Below are 17,397 nucleotides of genomic sequence, written 5' to 3' on the forward strand. Positions count from 1 at the left end.
AATTAATTTTTAAACCAATCTTTAAAATTTAAAGCTATTTCCTCACGTTTATCATTCAATAGTGTGTTTACAGAGGAAAAATCAATTTCCGACAGTAGAATATCCAAGTTATCTTTATAAATGCGAGATTTTAGTTTCAACAGAGATAGAATATCATAAATTCTTTCATTCATGCGCACAAACGAACCAGCTAAAGGAACAACTATAAAAGGAGTATTCATTATAATACTAAATACCATACCATGGAAAGAATTAGTTATAACATATTTAGCATTCTCTATTAACTGAATCCAGTCTTCTATTGTAGGATATTCTTTTTTAAAGCTATCTACTCTTCCTTGACTTGAAACATATTTTACTTCTAAATTATATCTTGCAGCCCATTCAAAGACGTCTTTAACATCAAAATCTATTTTATTTCCTAATAGATATAAAAAAATATAATCATTGACTGGTTTTGTCCGTGTAGACTTATATAGTAATCTATAATCGTCCTTGGAGAGCAAAAAAGTAGGATCAAGAACCAATTGCACATCCCCTCTTCCCAATAGCTTACAAATATCGACCCCAGATTTTTCTCGAACAGTAACAACATCAAATTTAGAAAGATAAGATTTCAATATTTTTGAATTAGTTTTAGACAGCTGAAATCCACCAAACGACGGTGCATAGGCTATACATTTTCTTCCTTTAGGTGCCCAGTCTAAGAAATAGACAGGATTTATCCCACCCCATACTTGGTCACTCCCAACAATATAAATATCAAAATTAGGAGGAGTATGATATAATTCTTTCTTATTATAAATTAACGGTAAAGACTTTATATATTGTTCTTTAAATTTAGAAAAACATCTAGGATGTTTTCTGTTCTCTTCACTGGCAAGTTTTTCAAATTCCTTAAATTCTTGCCAAATTTTATAGTCTTTCTTGTTAAGAACTATAGATAACACCCTTCTAAGAATCTTATAAGGTAATGACAAAAACCACAATAAATCTTTTCCATTTCTTGAAGCATCATATTTTATCAAATAAGTTTCATGTCCCATGCTATTTAAATAAAACTGTAAAGCATAGCACTGGAGAACTTGTCCATAATTATCTTCTGTTGAACAAAACGTTAAAACACCTATTTTCATTTTTTATTCGTTTTGATAAATTTACAACTTTTGTATTGCAAATAGCTCATCAATATGAGACATCAGTTGCTCGCTCCTACTCATCACAGAGATGAATAAGATAAGCACTCATAACGATTCTGATTTCTTGTCATATATCTAAAGCAAAACTTATCTATAGATTCGCCAAACGAGAGTTCTTCGCCTTATCTATTTTCCCTACACGACACTTTTAGACATTAGCATTCTATATTATGCAAAGATCTTTTAATATTCTTCTAGTAAACATCTTTGAGCCCTTTCTATTTAGTAAGAAACTATCCTTAAATAGAGATTTGTTTTTTGAAAATTCTTCATTTACCAAATAATCTAAAATCTTAACACTTCTATCATCAATACTATCCACCAATAAATAAATAAGGCGATTCTTTACTTCTGGAGTGAAGAATTTAGCTAAAGAATCATATACAGGAGGAACTACGATAACAGGTTTGCTGTTATGTTCTATACAAAAAGATATAATCTGATTTAAAGTATCTACTGCATCAGATATCGCATCCATATTTACTAAAGAAAACGTAGAAGACAGATCTTTTAATGAGAACTCAGAACACCAACTGTTAATCTTGATGGCAGCATCTTCCTCCATCCCCTTTTCCGACATTTTTTTTTCTTTATTCTTGAACACAAATTTATATAAATCAAGAAAAGGAGCATAAATTGGGTAAGTCCACATTGGTTCATTCCATCTTCTTCGGACCTGTACGTCATGGATATATGAATAGTTTGGTATCATGGTAGGATAAAGAATTGGATAATATCGATCATCCAAGTATTTGTAACCACCTGCCAAAGCGCTAAAAGGACATAATGGAATTAACACACAACTATCCCGAGGAGCAAGAAAACTACAATAGTTTTTAAGAATAGCTAAATCTCCTGAGAGAGGATTCCTACTCATTGCCCAGTTTGCCGATTGTATTTCGAGACCCTCATAATTAAAAGCCGCCACAGCAGACGTAGATCCTAAATTAACGACCTTTGTGTTAAATGTATTATATCTGTAGAATTTTCGGCAATCTTGAAATGCAATATTGTCAAACCAGTACCCTCTTTTAATAATACCATTAATCACCAATTTGATTTTTTGTTTTAAACTCATAATCCTGGACATGTTTTGGATTCAACAATATATTGATAATCATAATTTAGAGATGATATCAGATCCATCTCATCAACCGTCAAGGAAAAATCGAAAATATCAAAGTTTTCTTTTAAGCGCATAGGATTTTTTGTCTTTGGCAATGGGAAACATCCTCTATCTAAGTTCCACCGTAATACAATCTGAGCAAGACTTTTGTTATATTTAATCATGAGAGGACGTAGTCTTTCAATAGAAATCCGACCTGCTGCAACGTCCATAAGTGGTGAATAAGTCATAAATAAACAATTATGCAGATTACAGTAATCAACCAGACCTTTTTTACTACCTATTGGACTTGTATAGCATTCGTTGATTTCAGGATATACTCCAGTATCTTTTATGAGTTCCTCCATATGCTTTTCGTGAAAATTTGAAACTCCAATATATCTGACTAAACCCTCATTCTTTAATTGAATCATTGTTCTCCAAATATCTACTATATATCCAGGAAACGGATAATGAATCAATAATGAATCAAGGTAGTCTGTATTCATCTCGCGCAACGAGTTCTCCACCTTTTCACGTACTATATTTTCTACAGTATGCCGTTTCATAAACTTACTGTTAGGATTAAAAAACATTCCTTTCAAAGGCTCGTTCTCACATGCATTATTATCAGAAATTTTAGTTTGTAGAAAAATATCCTCGCGACTTAATCCAATCGTATAAAGTTCTGAAACTGCCATTCCGATACCTGATTCGCCTCTATAATCATCAGCCGTATCAAAGAGCCTATATCCCACAGAAGATGCATTAAGTATCATATCAGCCATAGTCCTTCCTTGGAAGGGGAAGGTGCCAAGTCCCACCATTGGTATTATGTGTCCTCTTTTGTTAGTAAGCATCATAAATTACAGTTTTGAATGAATAGAATTTATTATCTCGCCAACATTATCCCAAGACATAATCTCACGTGCTGTGAGCTTTATTCCGAACATTTTTTCCATCTCTTTGATTAGTTGGATATGTGACAAACTGTCCCACTCTTCAATATCTTCTGCGACGGTATCTACAGTTATTTCAATATCTTCATTGTCGAAGACATCACGAAATATATTCTGCAACGTATTTAGGATTTCATTTTTTTCCATATTATTGATGTTTTTATATTAAGCCAAAAATTCTATTTAATTTATAAGACAAGAATTTACCTACAATGGAAACGAAACTAATAGTTACCAATGAAGATAATATCCAGTATAACAACCATGATTCATTTACAAAGGGAATACACATTTTAATAAGTGCAAGAACATATACATGAACCAAATATATTCCAAAGGATCTAAATCCAATTTGGACAATTACATGATATATTATATTTTTTCTATTTATCAAATTTTCCATTCTTCTTGAGAATAAAAATACAATCAGTCCCCAAGCATATATCCAAGCACTAACTTTTACTCCTGTACCATTATAACCAATACTTTGAAGGTATAATGTGCTATATATTTGCAATGCAAATCCCAAGATGAAAATTAAAAATGGATACATTACTCTATAATTTCGAGAGTTCTTTGAAAAACATAATCCAGTATAGTAAAATATCATCCAATGAGAAAAAGGACTAACAGCAAAGACAAATGGCAGATTAGACATGGCACTGCTGAAGATTAAGCACTCAACAGATAACATATTGATTATCAAAAAAATACCCATCCAGATAAATAATATTTATCACGGATAAAAATAAAGATAGGTGTTAATAAATACAGTTGAATTATTAAAGCTATGAAATAATATGGTCCATGCGCCATACATAACATTCCTTTAGTAACAGATAAAAAAACATTATGTCCCTTAACAATCCAAATTATTATCATTGGGCAAGACCATATGAGCAAAGGAATATATACTCTGGGCAATTGCTTACTAAGGAATTCAACATGTGTATATCCTTTTAATATTGCTTTTTTGCCGATAAAATATCCTGAAATAGTAAGAAATAAGGGGACTGCTACATTACAAGTCTCTCTAACCACCGTATGCAAAAAAGATTCAAGATTGTCTACTTTCTGAAATACAGATGTATGAATAGCAATTACCATTAAAATTGCAATACCTTTAAGAAAATCAAAATACAAAGTTCGTCCTTCTCTCATCTTTTATATTGTATATAACACTCTCTGTTTGTATAATCATCAACATTAAGTATCCATTGAGCACTCTTACAGTCTTCTATTTTAGTAAACCCTAATCTTGTATAGTGTTCTGCCACCATATTATTCTTCAATGTTGGAAGATACTCACCAATAATTTTCTTGTACCCATTTTCCATCGCCCAAGAGACAAGAGTGTTAAGAATAAAATCCTCCATGCCTCGTTTAAGTACACGACAGGACATAAACCACGTGTCAATAAATAAAGTTTTAGATTCTGTCTCCTGCATAATCACCACAGCAATCAAACCATTGTCACCAAACTTATCCGCAAGTGTGAAAGCAAAACCTTTTTGTTTTGGATTATTCTGGATGGCGATAATCTGATCTTCAGTATATCGAACAGTACGCAGGTTGAACTGGTTACTTCTCTGTGAAAGTTGGGCAATACGTGGGGTATTGAAAGGATTGAAGCCCGTTACTTCAGACACCATCTCAAGTGACTCCAAGAAATCACGCTCGTTAGTGAATTTCTTAGATGTTACTACACGTTGAGCCTCCACTTGATACTGCTTTGTACGATCCTTGTCTGCCAAACTATAAGATGCTGTTTCAAAAAGATTGTGAGTATAAAGGTATTCGAGGTATTCACCTGGATCTATTGGAAGCTCGGGAACAGTTATTTCAGGAAGATTTTCACGAACCATATTGCGTTCGAAAGGATTATCATCCAAAAAGACGATAGAATCAAAACCTATGTTCAGTATGCTCTGAATAATGCGGATATTGTCCACCTTATTATCCCAGTTAGCAACAAAAACACTTATATCACTCAGTTTCAAAATCATCTCAGGGTTCTTTTCAAATGGTTCCTTGGCCTTGACCTCGTCATTTTTTGAACAGATACAGATAATGATACCACGATTTTTTAGTTTTTTTACCCACTCTTGAAATTCAGTAAATGCCTTACCTATACCCAATCCGTGTCCTAGCTGAATATTTTCCCATCCATCATCACCAACCACCCCTCCCCAAACAGTATTATCAAGATCAAGAATAAGGCATTTTTTAAATTTTCCTTCAAGACTTGTGATAATGTCCAAAGTACGTGAAGCCACATATGGGAGAACATCAACGGATAGAATCATCTCTGTACTAATATAGACGGTAGAGTCGAACATGAAGTTACGGCCAAACTTGTTCTGGATACCCGCAATATCACAAATGAAGAGATTAGGATATTCCTGTGAAAGTTTCATCAATTCGTAGTTAATCTTACGTACTTGATAGGTAAATGATCCCTCCACCTTGTTGGCATACGAACCAAAAATAGAATCGTCAATTTCAGGATAGTTATAGTAGACAATCTTGCCACTCACATTTTCACATATAGTTCGGATAAAAGCAAGGCGTTCCGCAGCCAATGAGTTCCAATCAGAAGCAGACATAAGACTGTATTTCTCCAACAACTTATGGGTAGATTGAAATATCACAGTGTACTTGGCACCATGAGCATAAAAATCGCTCATCGGATCAAATACCTGACGTTCTATTTGATTGTACTCTGCCTCAAAAAGGTCAATGTTATAACCTCTCTCTATACCTTCACCACGAATAGCTGTTGCAAGGAACTGAGTGGCAGTATCACCAAGAAGAGATACTTTTATGGATGGTAGAGCGCTAATATCATGTTTGAGGTTACGCTTGAGTTGCTTAAATTCTATCATTCTTCTATAATATTTCGAGATTATGCTTTCCAAAAGATATTTTCATCAACAACTTCAGCAGGTGCCCCTGTTGCTAAGGTAAAGTTTGCCAGTTTACCACTCACCATAGAGCGCGCTCCTACAACAACGCCGACACCGATCTTCGCCCCTGGCATGACAATAGCCTGCTCACAAATCCAAGAGTGTTGACCAATTGAAACAGGACGCCTATCCTTATAGATTCTGCGAGACATGAAGTGACCACCATTATTGTCACGAACTGTAACATTCCTTCCAAAACATACATTATCACTCAAAGTTATATGCTCGCCACAAATTATTGTGACCTGCATATTTAGTGCAATATCCTTTCCTAATTCAAGTTTTGAATTTTTAAATACTTCAATATCAGCTCCGTATGCGATTGACCCACCTTTAGATAAGAGCATTGCTCCAGATTCAACAAGCAATCTAGACTCCAATTTTGAACCTCTGATCCGTTTGTGACCAAAATTCAAAAAGCCCTCCAATATAACATTTGCTTTTCTTGAAATAGAAAGAATACAATACTTGTGAATAACTATACACTGCCCTTTTAAAATATTCGCTTTGACACTCCTGCAAAAGAAATTATAATATATGTTTTTCCACCATGTACAAGGATTAAAACCTGATGCTTTTGCTATATTATATCCAAATTTTGCTATATTTTTCACCTTACATTTGAATGTTAAAGATCTCTCTGCGGGAACCTGTATATATTTTTTCGCAAACATCTCAAATGAAAGTTTATCAAGATCATTATAAAATAGTTCGCGATCTAAACGAGGCTTTGAAAGTGATGAAACCAAGGCTGGATTTCCTCTAAGAACCACATCGTAACTAATCTCCGTTTCTCTAAATGCGGATTTTACACTTTTGTAATATTTCATTCCCTTTTCGGAATTAATCATAATAACAGAAGTACCAAGGTCGTGATCAAATTCATCACTTACAATATTCTCTGCGCCCCATAAATCACCAATGGTGATATCTGAGATTCTCGGATTACCTTTAAACTTGCATTCATAACATGACGGACGAGAAAATGCGTGGGTACTAATAAATCCATGTGTAAATGGATTGGTATCTTTCTTATCATACTCTACATCGCCATTAGCAAACACAACCTTAGTGGTTAATTGCCGCCACCCTAATTCCTTATTTTTTGCTTTGTAATATACAATTTTACTATTGTGCTTAGTTTCAAGTGACTCCAAATATTTTTTCAGAATCTTTGGGGAGTTAATACCTAAACATATCAAATCGACAATGACGAGATTATCATAATCCTTTTTTAGAAAAGAGCGTAAAGCTGCCATTTGGCAAGGAATTCCACAAACAAGAACTTTATTACCCTCATTCAGCAAAGTTCGTACCGCAATGTAGAACCCACTAGAGTCACTTTGGGCATATTTAGAATTACGTATCTTTTCAAGATCAACTTTATCAGATGAAATAAACTGAGTTACAGAATAGTCTTCTTTAAATATGGCTCCACCGACGTACCCCCCCTCCTTGTACATTTTCTCTGCGAGTGTTGCAAAAGCACTTCCAGATGTACTGTTAAATAGCGATTCCAAATTTTTGCATTGTGCAGCATAACAGATAGGAATCCTATAGTCATTCCTTTTGAGTTCGTTTGAATGAATGACCGGACATACTTTATCACACAATCCACAATTAACACAACATGAAGATTTCACCTCTGGATATGAAAATCCCTCATGATCCGTCCTAAATATGATAGCATCATGCGGACATATATCTCCACAAGCATTACAACCACAACAATCTATTTTATTTGTTATATGTATCATGATAAAAGAAATTACTTATGCCTTTGTTTGACAACATCTAAACACATCTTAAATTCAGGGGAGCCAATTAATGCTGACCATCCAGCATATAGTATTAATCCCAATGGAACACCTATGACAAGTTTAATAAGATTATTATCTATAATCAGAGTAACAACATATATTATTGCACCAATAGCTATACAAGATATAAAAGGCTTTATTAAATCGAATAACTGCTGTTTTTGTGTTACATTTACAAATCTTGAAGTATAATACGTATTTATGCACACACATAATGTAACATTAACGATTGTACCCCAGCACATGGCAGTGACACTAATAGGTAAAGTTATTATCAACATAATAACCCCCATCATTTTAGTAATAATCTCAAGTTTTAGCACAAGATCCGATCTGCCTACAACTTGCAGAATACTAAAATTTGCTGTACATATTGGCACCAACATATAAGGATAACACAATAATGCCAAATATATATAGGATGATGCCCACTTTTCTCCAAACAGAGTGATGATGATAGGTTGCGACAAGACACAGACAATTGTCATTACTGGAAATATAATGAAGCTGATAATTTTTATGATTTGCCTATAAGACATTGACATCTTATTTTTGTCAGTCTGCATTGTACACAACAATGGATACGAGACGGCCGAAACAATGCCATAAAGAATATCGCTAGGATATGATGCCATCTCTTGCCCTTTAGAATACAAACCCAAATCTGCCGAAGAATACGCCTTACCAATAAATATAGCCGACATATTAGCATAGAGAATATTAAGAAGATTGGCACCAAGAAGCCTAGAACCGAAAGAAAACATTTCTCTAAATGAACTCCAAGAAAATACCCATATAGGCTGCCAATTCGATATTATGATATACAATATGGTGGAGAATAAAGCCATTAATACTTGCTGTATAGCCAAAGCCCATACTCCATAACCCGAAAAGGCCAAATACAGTCCAATGATACCAGAAAGGATATTACTGCATACTTTAACAATGGACGGTTTTTTGAAGTTCAACTCTATGGAATACCTCAACACATGCATTGAGGATAATGAACTTATTACGATTTTTAATCCCAAAAATCGTAATAAAGGGCTCAGTTCCGGCATATTATAGAAATCGCCTACAAATGGAGCAATGATATAAATAATCGCATAACATATCAAACTGGCTGTTATACTGAAATAATAGACGGTAGATTCATCTGTTTGAGTTCGGTCTTGCTTTCTTATGATGGCCTGTCCAAACCCACAATTAACAAATGCATCCGCCAAGGCAATAAATACTGCAAGCATACCGACCATACCATAATCAGCAGGCAGCAGCAATCTCGCCATAAATATCAAAAACAAAAAGGAAATACTCTTGTTTGTTAATGACTGGATTGCATTCCAAGTAACGCCTTTAATCGCCCTTTGTTTGAGTCCATCCATAATTATTAGTTCATATACTCCTGATAAACCTTTTTTATCTTTTCTAAAGATATATAGTAATTAGTATGATAGTCATCAGAGTCATCTTGTCCTGTCACATTTATAAGACTTTGCACATAGTCTCTAATCTGCAAGTATAAACTCGTATCTGTTGACATTTTGTAATTAATCAAGACTATACTCTTAGCTTGATTACAGAACATAAGATTAAGAAATGCCGAACCATATAAACCTACAATCTCCTTTGCATGATAAAAAATATCTGCTTTTTCTTCTAACGTAAGTGTAGAACCTTCTATTTCTTTATAGCCCAAACTTTTAAAATAATCATAGACTTCATCGTAGTTAACCAATGTTCTAAGTCCTCTTCTTGACAGAAAAATCTTTTCATATTTAGTCGGATTATCTTTTATCTTTTCTATAAGTGGATCTATTACATAGCGTTTTGTTTTCTCCAAAACATGATGAGATATATAATATGGATAATCTAACCTAAACTTTGGTGAATTAAAATTAGAACCTGATGTTGGCATAAAGAGTAGTTCTTCACAAATATAATCAGTATTGCTTTTTGCATATAAGATTTTTACTTGTCCATAGTTAGATATATAATTATGAACCATTTCCATTATTGCAGCATCTTCTGTTTCTGCAATAATAATTGTAATAGGTTGATTTAGCAACCCCGCCTCACCTGCTGTAAAAAGTTTCGGCAAGAATTGATACATACAATGTCCCCAGTGAGAAGACCATACCCCAATTAGAGACAAGCATAATCCCGATATCACATACCTTTTTCTATATTTAATTATTCCAATATAATTTTTATCATACCATATAACATTCTGATCACAAGGGATAGCCCAAGTTAAAAATTCTTCATCATTATATTTATCCCAATATACTCCTTTTGAGGTGATAACAACATCAGACTCAACACTAATTACAGCATTCTTTTCTTTAAAAATAAATTCTTCTGGTGAAAACACAGACAAGTGTTGTTCTTTACAATGTCCATAACATTCAGGATAGTAAGAATTCTCCCATGTGTCATCCTTTACTTTATAAACTTTTTCAAGAACATCTGTAGGATTTTTTATTATTAGATATGTAGGAGAAATTAATCTTAGGATTCTTTTTTTTAAAGAATGCCAAGTCTTTTGCACCCATCTTGGTGATAGGTGGTATAGCTTTATTACTAATTTCATTTATTTTTTATAATTGCAACCAATCTAACATTCTATTAATTCCCTCATTAGCTACAATATTAGGCTTCCAATTAACTACTCTTTTCACCTTATTAATATCAGCCACAAACACTTTTTGGTCACTTTCTCGCCATGGCAATTGAGTATATGGCATTTTAATGTCTAATTTTTGCTCAAGTAACCTAAACAACTCCAATAACGATAAGCTATTATCTATTCCACCGCCGATATTAAACACTTGCCCGTACGCTTTCTCTACGTCCTTTGCAGAAAAGTATAAATTTACGATATCCTCACCGTGAAGTACATCTCGTACTTGTTTCCCTGTACCGGATATTGTAAAAGGTTCCTTCAATATTCCGTTTTTTATCTCCAAAGCTTTTTGGCAGAACCAGCCAATCCATCCTTGATCATAGGTGGCATGCTGATTATTACCATACATTGAAGAATGGCGAAAGACGATTGTTTTTAGACCATAAATACGGTTAAAATCAAGCAGATACTGGTCAGCACATCCTTTGGAACAGCCATAAGGTGAATGAAAATCCAAGGATATTGTCTCTGGGAAACCATAGGGATATTCTTCACATACATATCGGGTGTCATTTTCCCTGAAAGACAAATATTCAAAATCACCATACACTTTATTAGTAGAGGAATATAATATTACCGTATCAGGTGAATATTTGCGGACTGAATCAAGCACATTGAATGTACCGATAGCATTCGTCTCAAAATCAAGACGAGGATTGTCTATGGATGTTGTCATAGCGACTTGTCCTGCCAAATGAAAAATATAGTCAGGCTTTACTGCTCTTACGACTGTCTCCACGTCATTTATATTGCGTGTATCATAGGGATAATATTTAAATTCTCCCAAGGAACGTAACCAAGTTAGATTCTCACTACTTCCATGGCGGAATAAATTGTCGAGAATAAACAATTCTTCTCCGCGTTTTAATACTTCAGCAGCCAAGTTGCTGCCTACAAAACCACAGCCTCCAGTTATTAAATATCTCATATTTTCTGTTTTTTCAAATTATCCAATAAATATTCTTTCAGTTTAGTCATGCTAATGATACTATTCAATTTCCCTATATCACACCTCAAATCCATCGCTTCATTCTCACGATAAGGCAAAGCCCCATAGTGGATTTCAGAAGTGGAATGCAGCTCAGTTTTATAGAATTCTATAATTTCTTTTAGCGAGACGCTACTCCCACTACTTACATTCACAATTTCTCCCACACACTTTTCCGAATTATCCAATAGCCCATAGATAGCCTCCGCAAAGTCATCCACATAAATAAAATCACGTTTCTGTTCACATGGAGAAACTTTCAATGGTTCCCCTCTTTTCAATTGCTCTATTACGTAAGGTATGAATTTACCCTTATTCTGTCCTGGACCAAAAAGATTGCCCGGACGAACCACCATGGCAGGAAAACCATAATTACGATGAAGCATTATCGTTGTATTCGTTGTCAATTGCTTCACTAAAGCATAAGGAGAATTGGGACTTTCCCGGTTTTCTTCTTTGAAGGGAGAGTTTTCAGAACCATATTCTTCGGAACTTCCAAATTGTATAAACAGCTTTAATCTTTCATTATTTCTAAAGCGATCAAACAAGTTCAGAAGAATCTTCAGATTGGAAGATATAAGACTATCAAACAAAGATAAATCTCTCTCCGCTGTTACAATTGATGCTAAATTGATTATAAAGTCCGGTACAAAATAGTCAGCCGAAACTTTGGCTGCAACAAGATCCAACTTACAAGTTTGCACTTGGGGATAATTATTGAAGAATTGTATATCTATATATTTGTCGAATACAGTAATATCATAAAAAGGTGACAAACAACGTACCAGATTCTTTCCTATAAAACCGCTACCGCCTATCAGATAAAGAGTTTCTTTTTTCATCAGGCAGCAAGGTTTAAGTTAGAATATAAATACTTACAAATTACCCCCCCCGAATTGTTAAATAAAGCTAAACCGTTAAACAACTTTACAGAAGGATGCCAATTGGGTAATTGAGAGTAAACGGCAGTAGGGTTCATTACTTCTCTTTTCTTATATGGTCTGCTACCCCAGTTTACATTAATTTTCTTATCCATCACTTTCTCAAATTCTGTCACAATTTGTTTCAAGGTCAATCGGTTACCAGTATACACTCCATAAATTCCATTGGATATATCGTTATTTGTAACAAGATATTCAAAAGCTTTTAGATAAGCGGAACAAACATCCGAAATATGTACCATATCAAGGTATTGACCACCAGGAGACACATCCATACTTCTACCTGTACCTGCTATTTCTTTCAACAAGTTTAACAGCTTCGGGCGTCTGTCATCTTCACCATACACGTCAAACAAACGTAGAGTGACAGCACGAAACGAATGGGCATCGACATAATATTGAAGTATCTTTTCAAAGGCCTCTTTGGTTGCCGCATACAAATCTACAGGATTATAAATATCCGAATTATAATTCTGCCAATATGAACCGGTATTTACAAATAAACGAGTCGAACTGTATTTCATCGCTTCCAGTATCTCTGTTCCAAACTGAATATTGCTCTGGAGCAAAATAGGAACCTGCTCCGGCTTATAGTCTGTTATGACTGCTGCCGCCAGATGAAAAATAACCTCCGCATTGACAGACCTGAAATAATTTATCAAAGAATTAATATCATGATCATATTCAAAAATATGAATTTTATCTTTTACATCTTCAATATTGGCATAGCCAAATTCCGGCTGTGATATAATACGAACTTCCCACCCTTGTTCTAATAAATATTTCACCAAATGCGAACCTATATAACCAGTAGCACCGGTAATGATACATGAATGTTTCATTTTTCCAAATATTGATTTATTTCATCCACACACAGCCGATACACTTCTTCGGACTGATATTTCCTATACCAGTCTACCACCAACTTCATGCATTGCTCAATATTCATCCTCGGCTCCCATCCCAACCGGAACTTCGCCTTACTGATATCCAACATCAACAACTTCGCCTCATGCAACGCATCAGAAGCTGAAATATCTTTCAGCTCACCACTGCCATAGTTTTTGGCAACTTTAGCAGCCACATCCCAAACCGTAGAAATACTTTCCGTACGTGGTCCGAAGTTCCAACCTTCACAATATTTCGTAGGCTCGTCCCACATCTTCTGTGCAAGAAGCATATAACCGCTGAGAGGCTCCAGAACATGCTGCCAGGGACGAATTGCCTGGGGGCTGCGAATTTCTATCGGCTTGCCTGCTTCCAAAGACTTGATACAATCCGGGATAATACGATCCAGTGCCCAGTCGCCACCGCCTATTACATTCCCGGCTCTTACACTGGCAATACTCTTGCCGTGCTTCCTGTACTCTTCAGGGTTGAAGAAACTTCTGCGCCACGAAGCGATGGCAATTTCCGCCGCTCCTTTTGAAGAAGAATAAGGGTCGTAACCACCCATAGGCTCGTTCTCACGATAGCCCCAGATTTGTTCCTTATTCTCGTAGCACTTGTCAGTGGTTATCATCACGCCCACCTTTACACTGTCTGTAGCACGGATAGCTTCGAGAATATTAATAGTCCCCATAACATTAGTCTGATAGGTTTCGACGGGAATGTCATAACTAAGGCGTACTAATGGCTGGGCTGCCAGATGGAAAACTATTTCGGGCTGGTATTGGCGGAAGATTTCTTTCATCCGTTCACCGTCACGGATATCAGCACGGATATCCGCCTTGATTTTCCTTCCGATGCCGGAAAGCACAAAGTTATCACGTTCCGTAAATGGGTCTTGTGCGACACCGATGACCTCGGCGCCAAGCTCGTGTAGCCAAATGGAAAGCCAGCTTCCCTTGAAACCGGTATGACCGGTGACAAGTACGCGCTTTCCATGATAGAAGGCATTGAAAATGTCTATCATGAATGAATGGAATAAATTACAATAGGATGATTAATTATATTTCATCATAGTAGCATGAAAGGCTACTATATAAAGAGTCGTTTTTGTATAACGATAGATAATACGATATTTGGGATGTACCAAAATACTGTAATACTTCATCTTGTCAGTACTACGTCTTTCTTCTAAAATTCCTATTTGCGGAGAATGGGATAAAGTTTCTGCAGTTTTACTAACATCCTCGGAGAAATGTATTGCAGCCTTAGCACCCATATTACAAGAATACCATGTAGCAATCTTATCAAACTGGTCCTGAGAACGCTTATACCACTTTATCTTCAAATTTTCCATTTTGCAAACATAGCTGCTACTTCTTCGTCAGTAGCAAAGCCGCTTGCTTCAGACAATCTGATTTCTTCGTCCAATTCTTCTTCTGTAAAGCAACAAGGCATAGTGTCTTCGTGCAGGAGTTCAAGACATTCCTGCAACTTCCCTTCATCGGTAGTACTATCGATGGAAGCAATCAGCCTGTTCTTCAAACCTTGAAGATAGGGGGTATTGTATGCAACTGCAGGTTCTGAAACTTTCATGGGTATTCTCCTCGTTTAGATATAGCAAAGGAATACATTTTATCTGTAACCGACAAATGTTTTAAGAATTTTCATCTGTTCATTACCAAACTTTCCATGGAGCCTGCCCCTTATCCCACATTTCATTCAACTCCGTATTGTCACGGAGTGTGTCCATCGGTTTCCAGAAACCAGTGTGACGATAGGCGTGCATATTGCCGTCTTTGGCTATCCGCTCCAGAGGGGTGCGCTCGAATATGGATGTATCGTCATTATCCGGTATGTAACCGAACACTTCCGGTTCGCAGACAAAATAACCGGCATTAATCCAATTGCGGTCGCCGTCGGGCTTTTCCTGGAAAGAAAGTACCTTATCGGTATTCAGATCTATCTGCAAAGCACCGAATTTACCTCCCGGTTTATAGGCTGTCAACGAAAGAGCGGCCCCCGATGCCTCATGTACGGCAAGAGTGTCAGCAATATTCAAATCCGTCACGCCATCGCCATAGGTCAGCAAAAAGCGTTCATTGCCGATGTATTTCTGAACCCGCTTGATGCGTCCGCCCGTCTGGGTGTTCAGCCCGGTATCTACCATGGTTACTTTCCAATTCTCGGAATGATTGTCAAGAATAGTAGTTGTATTGTTCGACAAATCTACAGTCATGTCACTGTTATGCCGGAAATAATTGGCAAAATATTCTTTAATGACATACTGTTTGTAGCCACAACAGATTACAAATTCAGTGATGCCATAATGGCTGTAAGTTTTCATGATATGCCAAAGGATAGGTTTCCCGCCAATCTCTACCATCGGCTTGGGAATCAGATTGGTGGCTTCACTCAGACGTGTACCGAGACCACCGGCAAGTATTACCGCTTTCATTTCACAAAATCCTTAATAGTGGTTATCATATAATCAAGCATATCATGAGTCATACCCGGATAGACACCTATCCAGAGTGTGTTGTTCATGATAAAGTCTGTACCGTCCAAATTACCGACAACACGGAATCCCTCACCGGAGCGACGCATCCCGTCAAAAGCCGGATGTTTCAGCAAATTACCGGCAAAGAGATTGCGGGTCTGTATCTTCTTGTTTTCCAGATGTTGGGACAACTCGTTACGGGTGAATCCCGCATCTGCTTTTACCGAAAGCAGAAAGCCGAACCAGCTGGGATTTGAATTCTTCTGCGCTTCGGGAAGAATCAGACCCCGAGTACCTTCAAGCCCTTGTTTCAAATAAGAAAAATTCTTCCGGCGGGCTGCAACAATTCCATCCAGTTTATCCAGCTGCGCACAACCGATGGCAGCCTGCATATCAGTCACTTTCAAATTATAACCGAAATGGGAATAGACATATTTATGATCGTAACCCAAAGGAAGCTCACCGAATTGTTTGGTAAAACGGCAACCGCAAGTATTGTCCACACCCCCTACACACCAACAGTCGCGCCCCCAGTCGCGGAATGAATTCACAATCTTATGCAATTGGAGATTGTTTGTATAGACAGCACCGCCTTCTCCCATAGTCATGTGATGAGGAGGATAAAAACTGCTGGTACCGATATCTCCGATCGTACCGGTTTTTCTCTCTTCCCCATTGATTGTATAAGTAGAACCTAAAGCATCGCAGTTGTCCTCTACCAGCCAAAGGTTATGCTTGTCGCAAAAAGCCTTTACAGCCGCCAGATTAAAGGGGTTGCCCAAAGAGTGGGCTATCATAACCGCCTTTGTTCTCTCGGAATAAGCGGCTTCCAACTGTCTCACATCAATATTATATTCGGGAATAGTGACATCTACAAAAACCGGGACAGCTCCATACTGAATGCAGGGGGTGACAGTAGTAGGAAAGCCGCAAGCAACGGTAATCACTTCATCACCACGCTTGATTTGCCGCTCACCCAACAAAGGCGATGTCAGTGCTGAAAAAGCCAACAAATTGGCGGAAGAACCTGAATTTGTCAAAGAACAGTATTTAACTCCCAGCCATGATGCAAAGCGCTTCTCAAATTTATGAGCCCATGGTCCGGCAGTCAGCCAAAAGTCAAGGGAAGAATCAACTAAATTGACCAGTTCGGCATGGTCGTAATAACGACCGCCATAATTCACAAAACTCTTGCCGGCGTCAAAAGGCTTTTTGTGCCCATGAACTTCAGCATAATATTCTTTGGTCAAAGCCAGAATTTGTTGTTTAAGTTCGTCTTTTCTATTCATAAATATGACTTTTATTTTTTATCTCTCAAATAATCCCACCACAGATTCAGCCCTAT

At 36.6% G+C, this 17,397-nt stretch carries 18 protein-coding genes; all 18 read right to left on the bottom strand.

What is annotated here, in order from left to right; genetic code table 11:
• Nucleotides 1-2: 2 nt before the first annotated feature.
• Entirely contained in the window at nt 3-1,136 is a 1,134-nt protein-coding gene (locus DW121_RS15270) for a polysaccharide pyruvyl transferase family protein (protein WP_118324423.1), read from the bottom strand.
• A 226-nt stretch (nt 1,137-1,362) separates the two neighbouring features.
• Nucleotides 1,363-2,277 carry a hypothetical protein gene (locus DW121_RS15275; protein ID WP_118324425.1) on the bottom strand — a complete coding sequence of 305 codons (915 nt, stop codon included), beginning with the start codon at nt 2,275-2,277 and terminating at the stop codon, nt 1,363-1,365.
• A complete protein-coding gene (locus DW121_RS15280) occupies nt 2,274-3,167 on the bottom strand; it encodes an aldo/keto reductase family protein (protein WP_233555830.1) in 894 nt (297 codons plus the stop codon). Before DW121_RS15280 ends, DW121_RS15275 begins: the two co-directional genes overlap by 4 nt.
• A gap of 3 nt (nt 3,168-3,170) precedes the next feature.
• Nucleotides 3,171-3,410, bottom strand: coding sequence for an acyl carrier protein (locus DW121_RS15285; protein WP_118324428.1), 240 nt, complete (start codon nt 3,408-3,410; stop codon nt 3,171-3,173).
• A 13-nt stretch (nt 3,411-3,423) separates the two neighbouring features.
• Nucleotides 3,424-3,981, bottom strand: a complete 558-nt coding sequence (locus tag DW121_RS15960; protein ID WP_118324431.1) for an acyltransferase family protein — start codon at nt 3,979-3,981, stop codon at nt 3,424-3,426.
• Entirely contained in the window at nt 3,966-4,424 is a 459-nt protein-coding gene (locus DW121_RS15295; protein WP_118324433.1) for an acyltransferase family protein, read from the bottom strand. Before DW121_RS15295 ends, DW121_RS15960 begins: the two co-directional genes overlap by 16 nt.
• Nucleotides 4,421-6,148 carry an HAD-IIIC family phosphatase gene (locus tag DW121_RS15300; protein WP_118324436.1) on the bottom strand — a complete coding sequence of 576 codons (1,728 nt, stop codon included), beginning with the start codon at nt 6,146-6,148 and terminating at the stop codon, nt 4,421-4,423. Before DW121_RS15300 ends, DW121_RS15295 begins: the two co-directional genes overlap by 4 nt.
• A 20-nt stretch (nt 6,149-6,168) precedes the next feature.
• Complete coding sequence (locus DW121_RS15305) at nt 6,169-7,749, bottom strand: Coenzyme F420 hydrogenase/dehydrogenase, beta subunit C-terminal domain (RefSeq protein WP_233555831.1); 1,581 nt, start codon at nt 7,747-7,749, stop codon at nt 6,169-6,171.
• Between the two features lie 248 nt (nt 7,750-7,997).
• Complete coding sequence (locus DW121_RS15310; protein WP_118324441.1) at nt 7,998-9,434, bottom strand: lipopolysaccharide biosynthesis protein; 1,437 nt, start codon at nt 9,432-9,434, stop codon at nt 7,998-8,000.
• Nucleotides 9,435-9,439: 5 nt separating this feature from the next.
• Complete coding sequence (locus DW121_RS15315) at nt 9,440-10,642, bottom strand: glycosyltransferase family 61 protein (RefSeq protein WP_118324443.1); 1,203 nt, start codon at nt 10,640-10,642, stop codon at nt 9,440-9,442.
• A 7-nt stretch (nt 10,643-10,649) separates the two neighbouring features.
• A complete protein-coding gene (locus tag DW121_RS15320) occupies nt 10,650-11,663 on the bottom strand; it encodes a GDP-mannose 4,6-dehydratase (protein WP_118324446.1) in 1,014 nt (337 codons plus the stop codon).
• The gene (locus DW121_RS15325; RefSeq protein ID WP_118324449.1) at nt 11,660-12,565 is read right to left on the bottom strand and encodes an NAD-dependent epimerase/dehydratase family protein; all 906 of its coding nucleotides are present in this window, start codon (nt 12,563-12,565) and stop codon (nt 11,660-11,662) included. The genes DW121_RS15320 and DW121_RS15325 overlap by 4 nt, the downstream gene beginning before the upstream one ends.
• Nucleotides 12,565-13,506 carry an NAD-dependent epimerase/dehydratase family protein gene (locus DW121_RS15330; RefSeq protein ID WP_118324451.1) on the bottom strand — a complete coding sequence of 314 codons (942 nt, stop codon included), beginning with the start codon at nt 13,504-13,506 and terminating at the stop codon, nt 12,565-12,567. The genes DW121_RS15325 and DW121_RS15330 overlap by 1 nt, the downstream gene beginning before the upstream one ends.
• Nucleotides 13,503-14,579 (bottom strand): CDP-glucose 4,6-dehydratase, encoded by a 1,077-nt coding sequence (gene rfbG, locus DW121_RS15335; protein ID WP_118324453.1) that lies wholly within the window; start codon nt 14,577-14,579, stop codon nt 13,503-13,505. The genes DW121_RS15330 and rfbG overlap by 4 nt, the downstream gene beginning before the upstream one ends.
• A 30-nt stretch (nt 14,580-14,609) precedes the next feature.
• Nucleotides 14,610-14,909, bottom strand: a complete 300-nt coding sequence (locus DW121_RS15340; RefSeq protein WP_117711894.1) for a type II toxin-antitoxin system RelE/ParE family toxin — start codon at nt 14,907-14,909, stop codon at nt 14,610-14,612.
• Nucleotides 14,897-15,148, bottom strand: a complete 252-nt coding sequence (locus DW121_RS15345; RefSeq protein WP_233514898.1) for a hypothetical protein — start codon at nt 15,146-15,148, stop codon at nt 14,897-14,899. Before DW121_RS15345 ends, DW121_RS15340 begins: the two co-directional genes overlap by 13 nt.
• 82 nt (nt 15,149-15,230) lie before the next feature.
• The gene (gene rfbF / locus DW121_RS15350; RefSeq protein ID WP_117711897.1) at nt 15,231-16,010 is read right to left on the bottom strand and encodes a glucose-1-phosphate cytidylyltransferase; all 780 of its coding nucleotides are present in this window, start codon (nt 16,008-16,010) and stop codon (nt 15,231-15,233) included.
• Complete coding sequence (gene rfbH / locus DW121_RS15355) at nt 16,007-17,341, bottom strand: lipopolysaccharide biosynthesis protein RfbH (RefSeq protein ID WP_117711899.1); 1,335 nt, start codon at nt 17,339-17,341, stop codon at nt 16,007-16,009. Before rfbH ends, rfbF begins: the two co-directional genes overlap by 4 nt.
• Between the last annotated feature and the right edge of the window lie 56 nt (nt 17,342-17,397).

Source organism: Bacteroides sp. AM10-21B, assembly GCF_003472565.1.
Taxonomy (GTDB): Bacteria; Bacteroidota; Bacteroidia; order Bacteroidales; family Bacteroidaceae; genus Bacteroides; species Bacteroides propionicigenes.

Excerpts from the sequence above, each read along its gene's own strand:
- DW121_RS15300 (WP_118324436.1), bottom strand. The coding sequence starts at position 6,148 with ATGATAGAATTTAAGCAACTCAAGCGTAACCTCAAACATGATATTAGC.
- rfbH (WP_117711899.1), bottom strand. The coding sequence starts at position 17,341 with ATGAATAGAAAAGACGAACTTAAACAACAAATTCTGGCTTTGACCAAA.
- DW121_RS15280 (WP_233555830.1), bottom strand. The coding sequence starts at position 3,167 with ATGATGCTTACTAACAAAAGAGGACACATAATACCAATGGTGGGACTT.
- DW121_RS15270 (WP_118324423.1), bottom strand. The coding sequence starts at position 1,136 with ATGAAAATAGGTGTTTTAACGTTTTGTTCAACAGAAGATAATTATGGA.
- DW121_RS15275 (WP_118324425.1), bottom strand. The coding sequence starts at position 2,277 with ATGAGTTTAAAACAAAAAATCAAATTGGTGATTAATGGTATTATTAAA.
- rfbF (WP_117711897.1), bottom strand. The coding sequence starts at position 16,010 with ATGAAAGCGGTAATACTTGCCGGTGGTCTCGGTACACGTCTGAGTGAA.
- DW121_RS15315 (WP_118324443.1), bottom strand. The coding sequence starts at position 10,642 with ATGAAATTAGTAATAAAGCTATACCACCTATCACCAAGATGGGTGCAA.
- DW121_RS15340 (WP_117711894.1), bottom strand. The coding sequence starts at position 14,909 with ATGGAAAATTTGAAGATAAAGTGGTATAAGCGTTCTCAGGACCAGTTT.
- DW121_RS15320 (WP_118324446.1), bottom strand. The coding sequence starts at position 11,663 with ATGAGATATTTAATAACTGGAGGCTGTGGTTTTGTAGGCAGCAACTTG.
- DW121_RS15295 (WP_118324433.1), bottom strand. The coding sequence starts at position 4,424 with ATGAGAGAAGGACGAACTTTGTATTTTGATTTTCTTAAAGGTATTGCA.
- DW121_RS15345 (WP_233514898.1), bottom strand. The coding sequence starts at position 15,148 with ATGAAAGTTTCAGAACCTGCAGTTGCATACAATACCCCCTATCTTCAA.
- DW121_RS15960 (WP_118324431.1), bottom strand. The coding sequence starts at position 3,981 with ATGGGTATTTTTTTGATAATCAATATGTTATCTGTTGAGTGCTTAATC.
- DW121_RS15325 (WP_118324449.1), bottom strand. The coding sequence starts at position 12,565 with ATGAAAAAAGAAACTCTTTATCTGATAGGCGGTAGCGGTTTTATAGGA.
- DW121_RS15330 (WP_118324451.1), bottom strand. The coding sequence starts at position 13,506 with ATGAAACATTCATGTATCATTACCGGTGCTACTGGTTATATAGGTTCG.
- rfbG (WP_118324453.1), bottom strand. The coding sequence starts at position 14,579 with ATGATAGACATTTTCAATGCCTTCTATCATGGAAAGCGCGTACTTGTC.
- DW121_RS15285 (WP_118324428.1), bottom strand. The coding sequence starts at position 3,410 with ATGGAAAAAAATGAAATCCTAAATACGTTGCAGAATATATTTCGTGAT.
- DW121_RS15310 (WP_118324441.1), bottom strand. The coding sequence starts at position 9,434 with ATGGATGGACTCAAACAAAGGGCGATTAAAGGCGTTACTTGGAATGCA.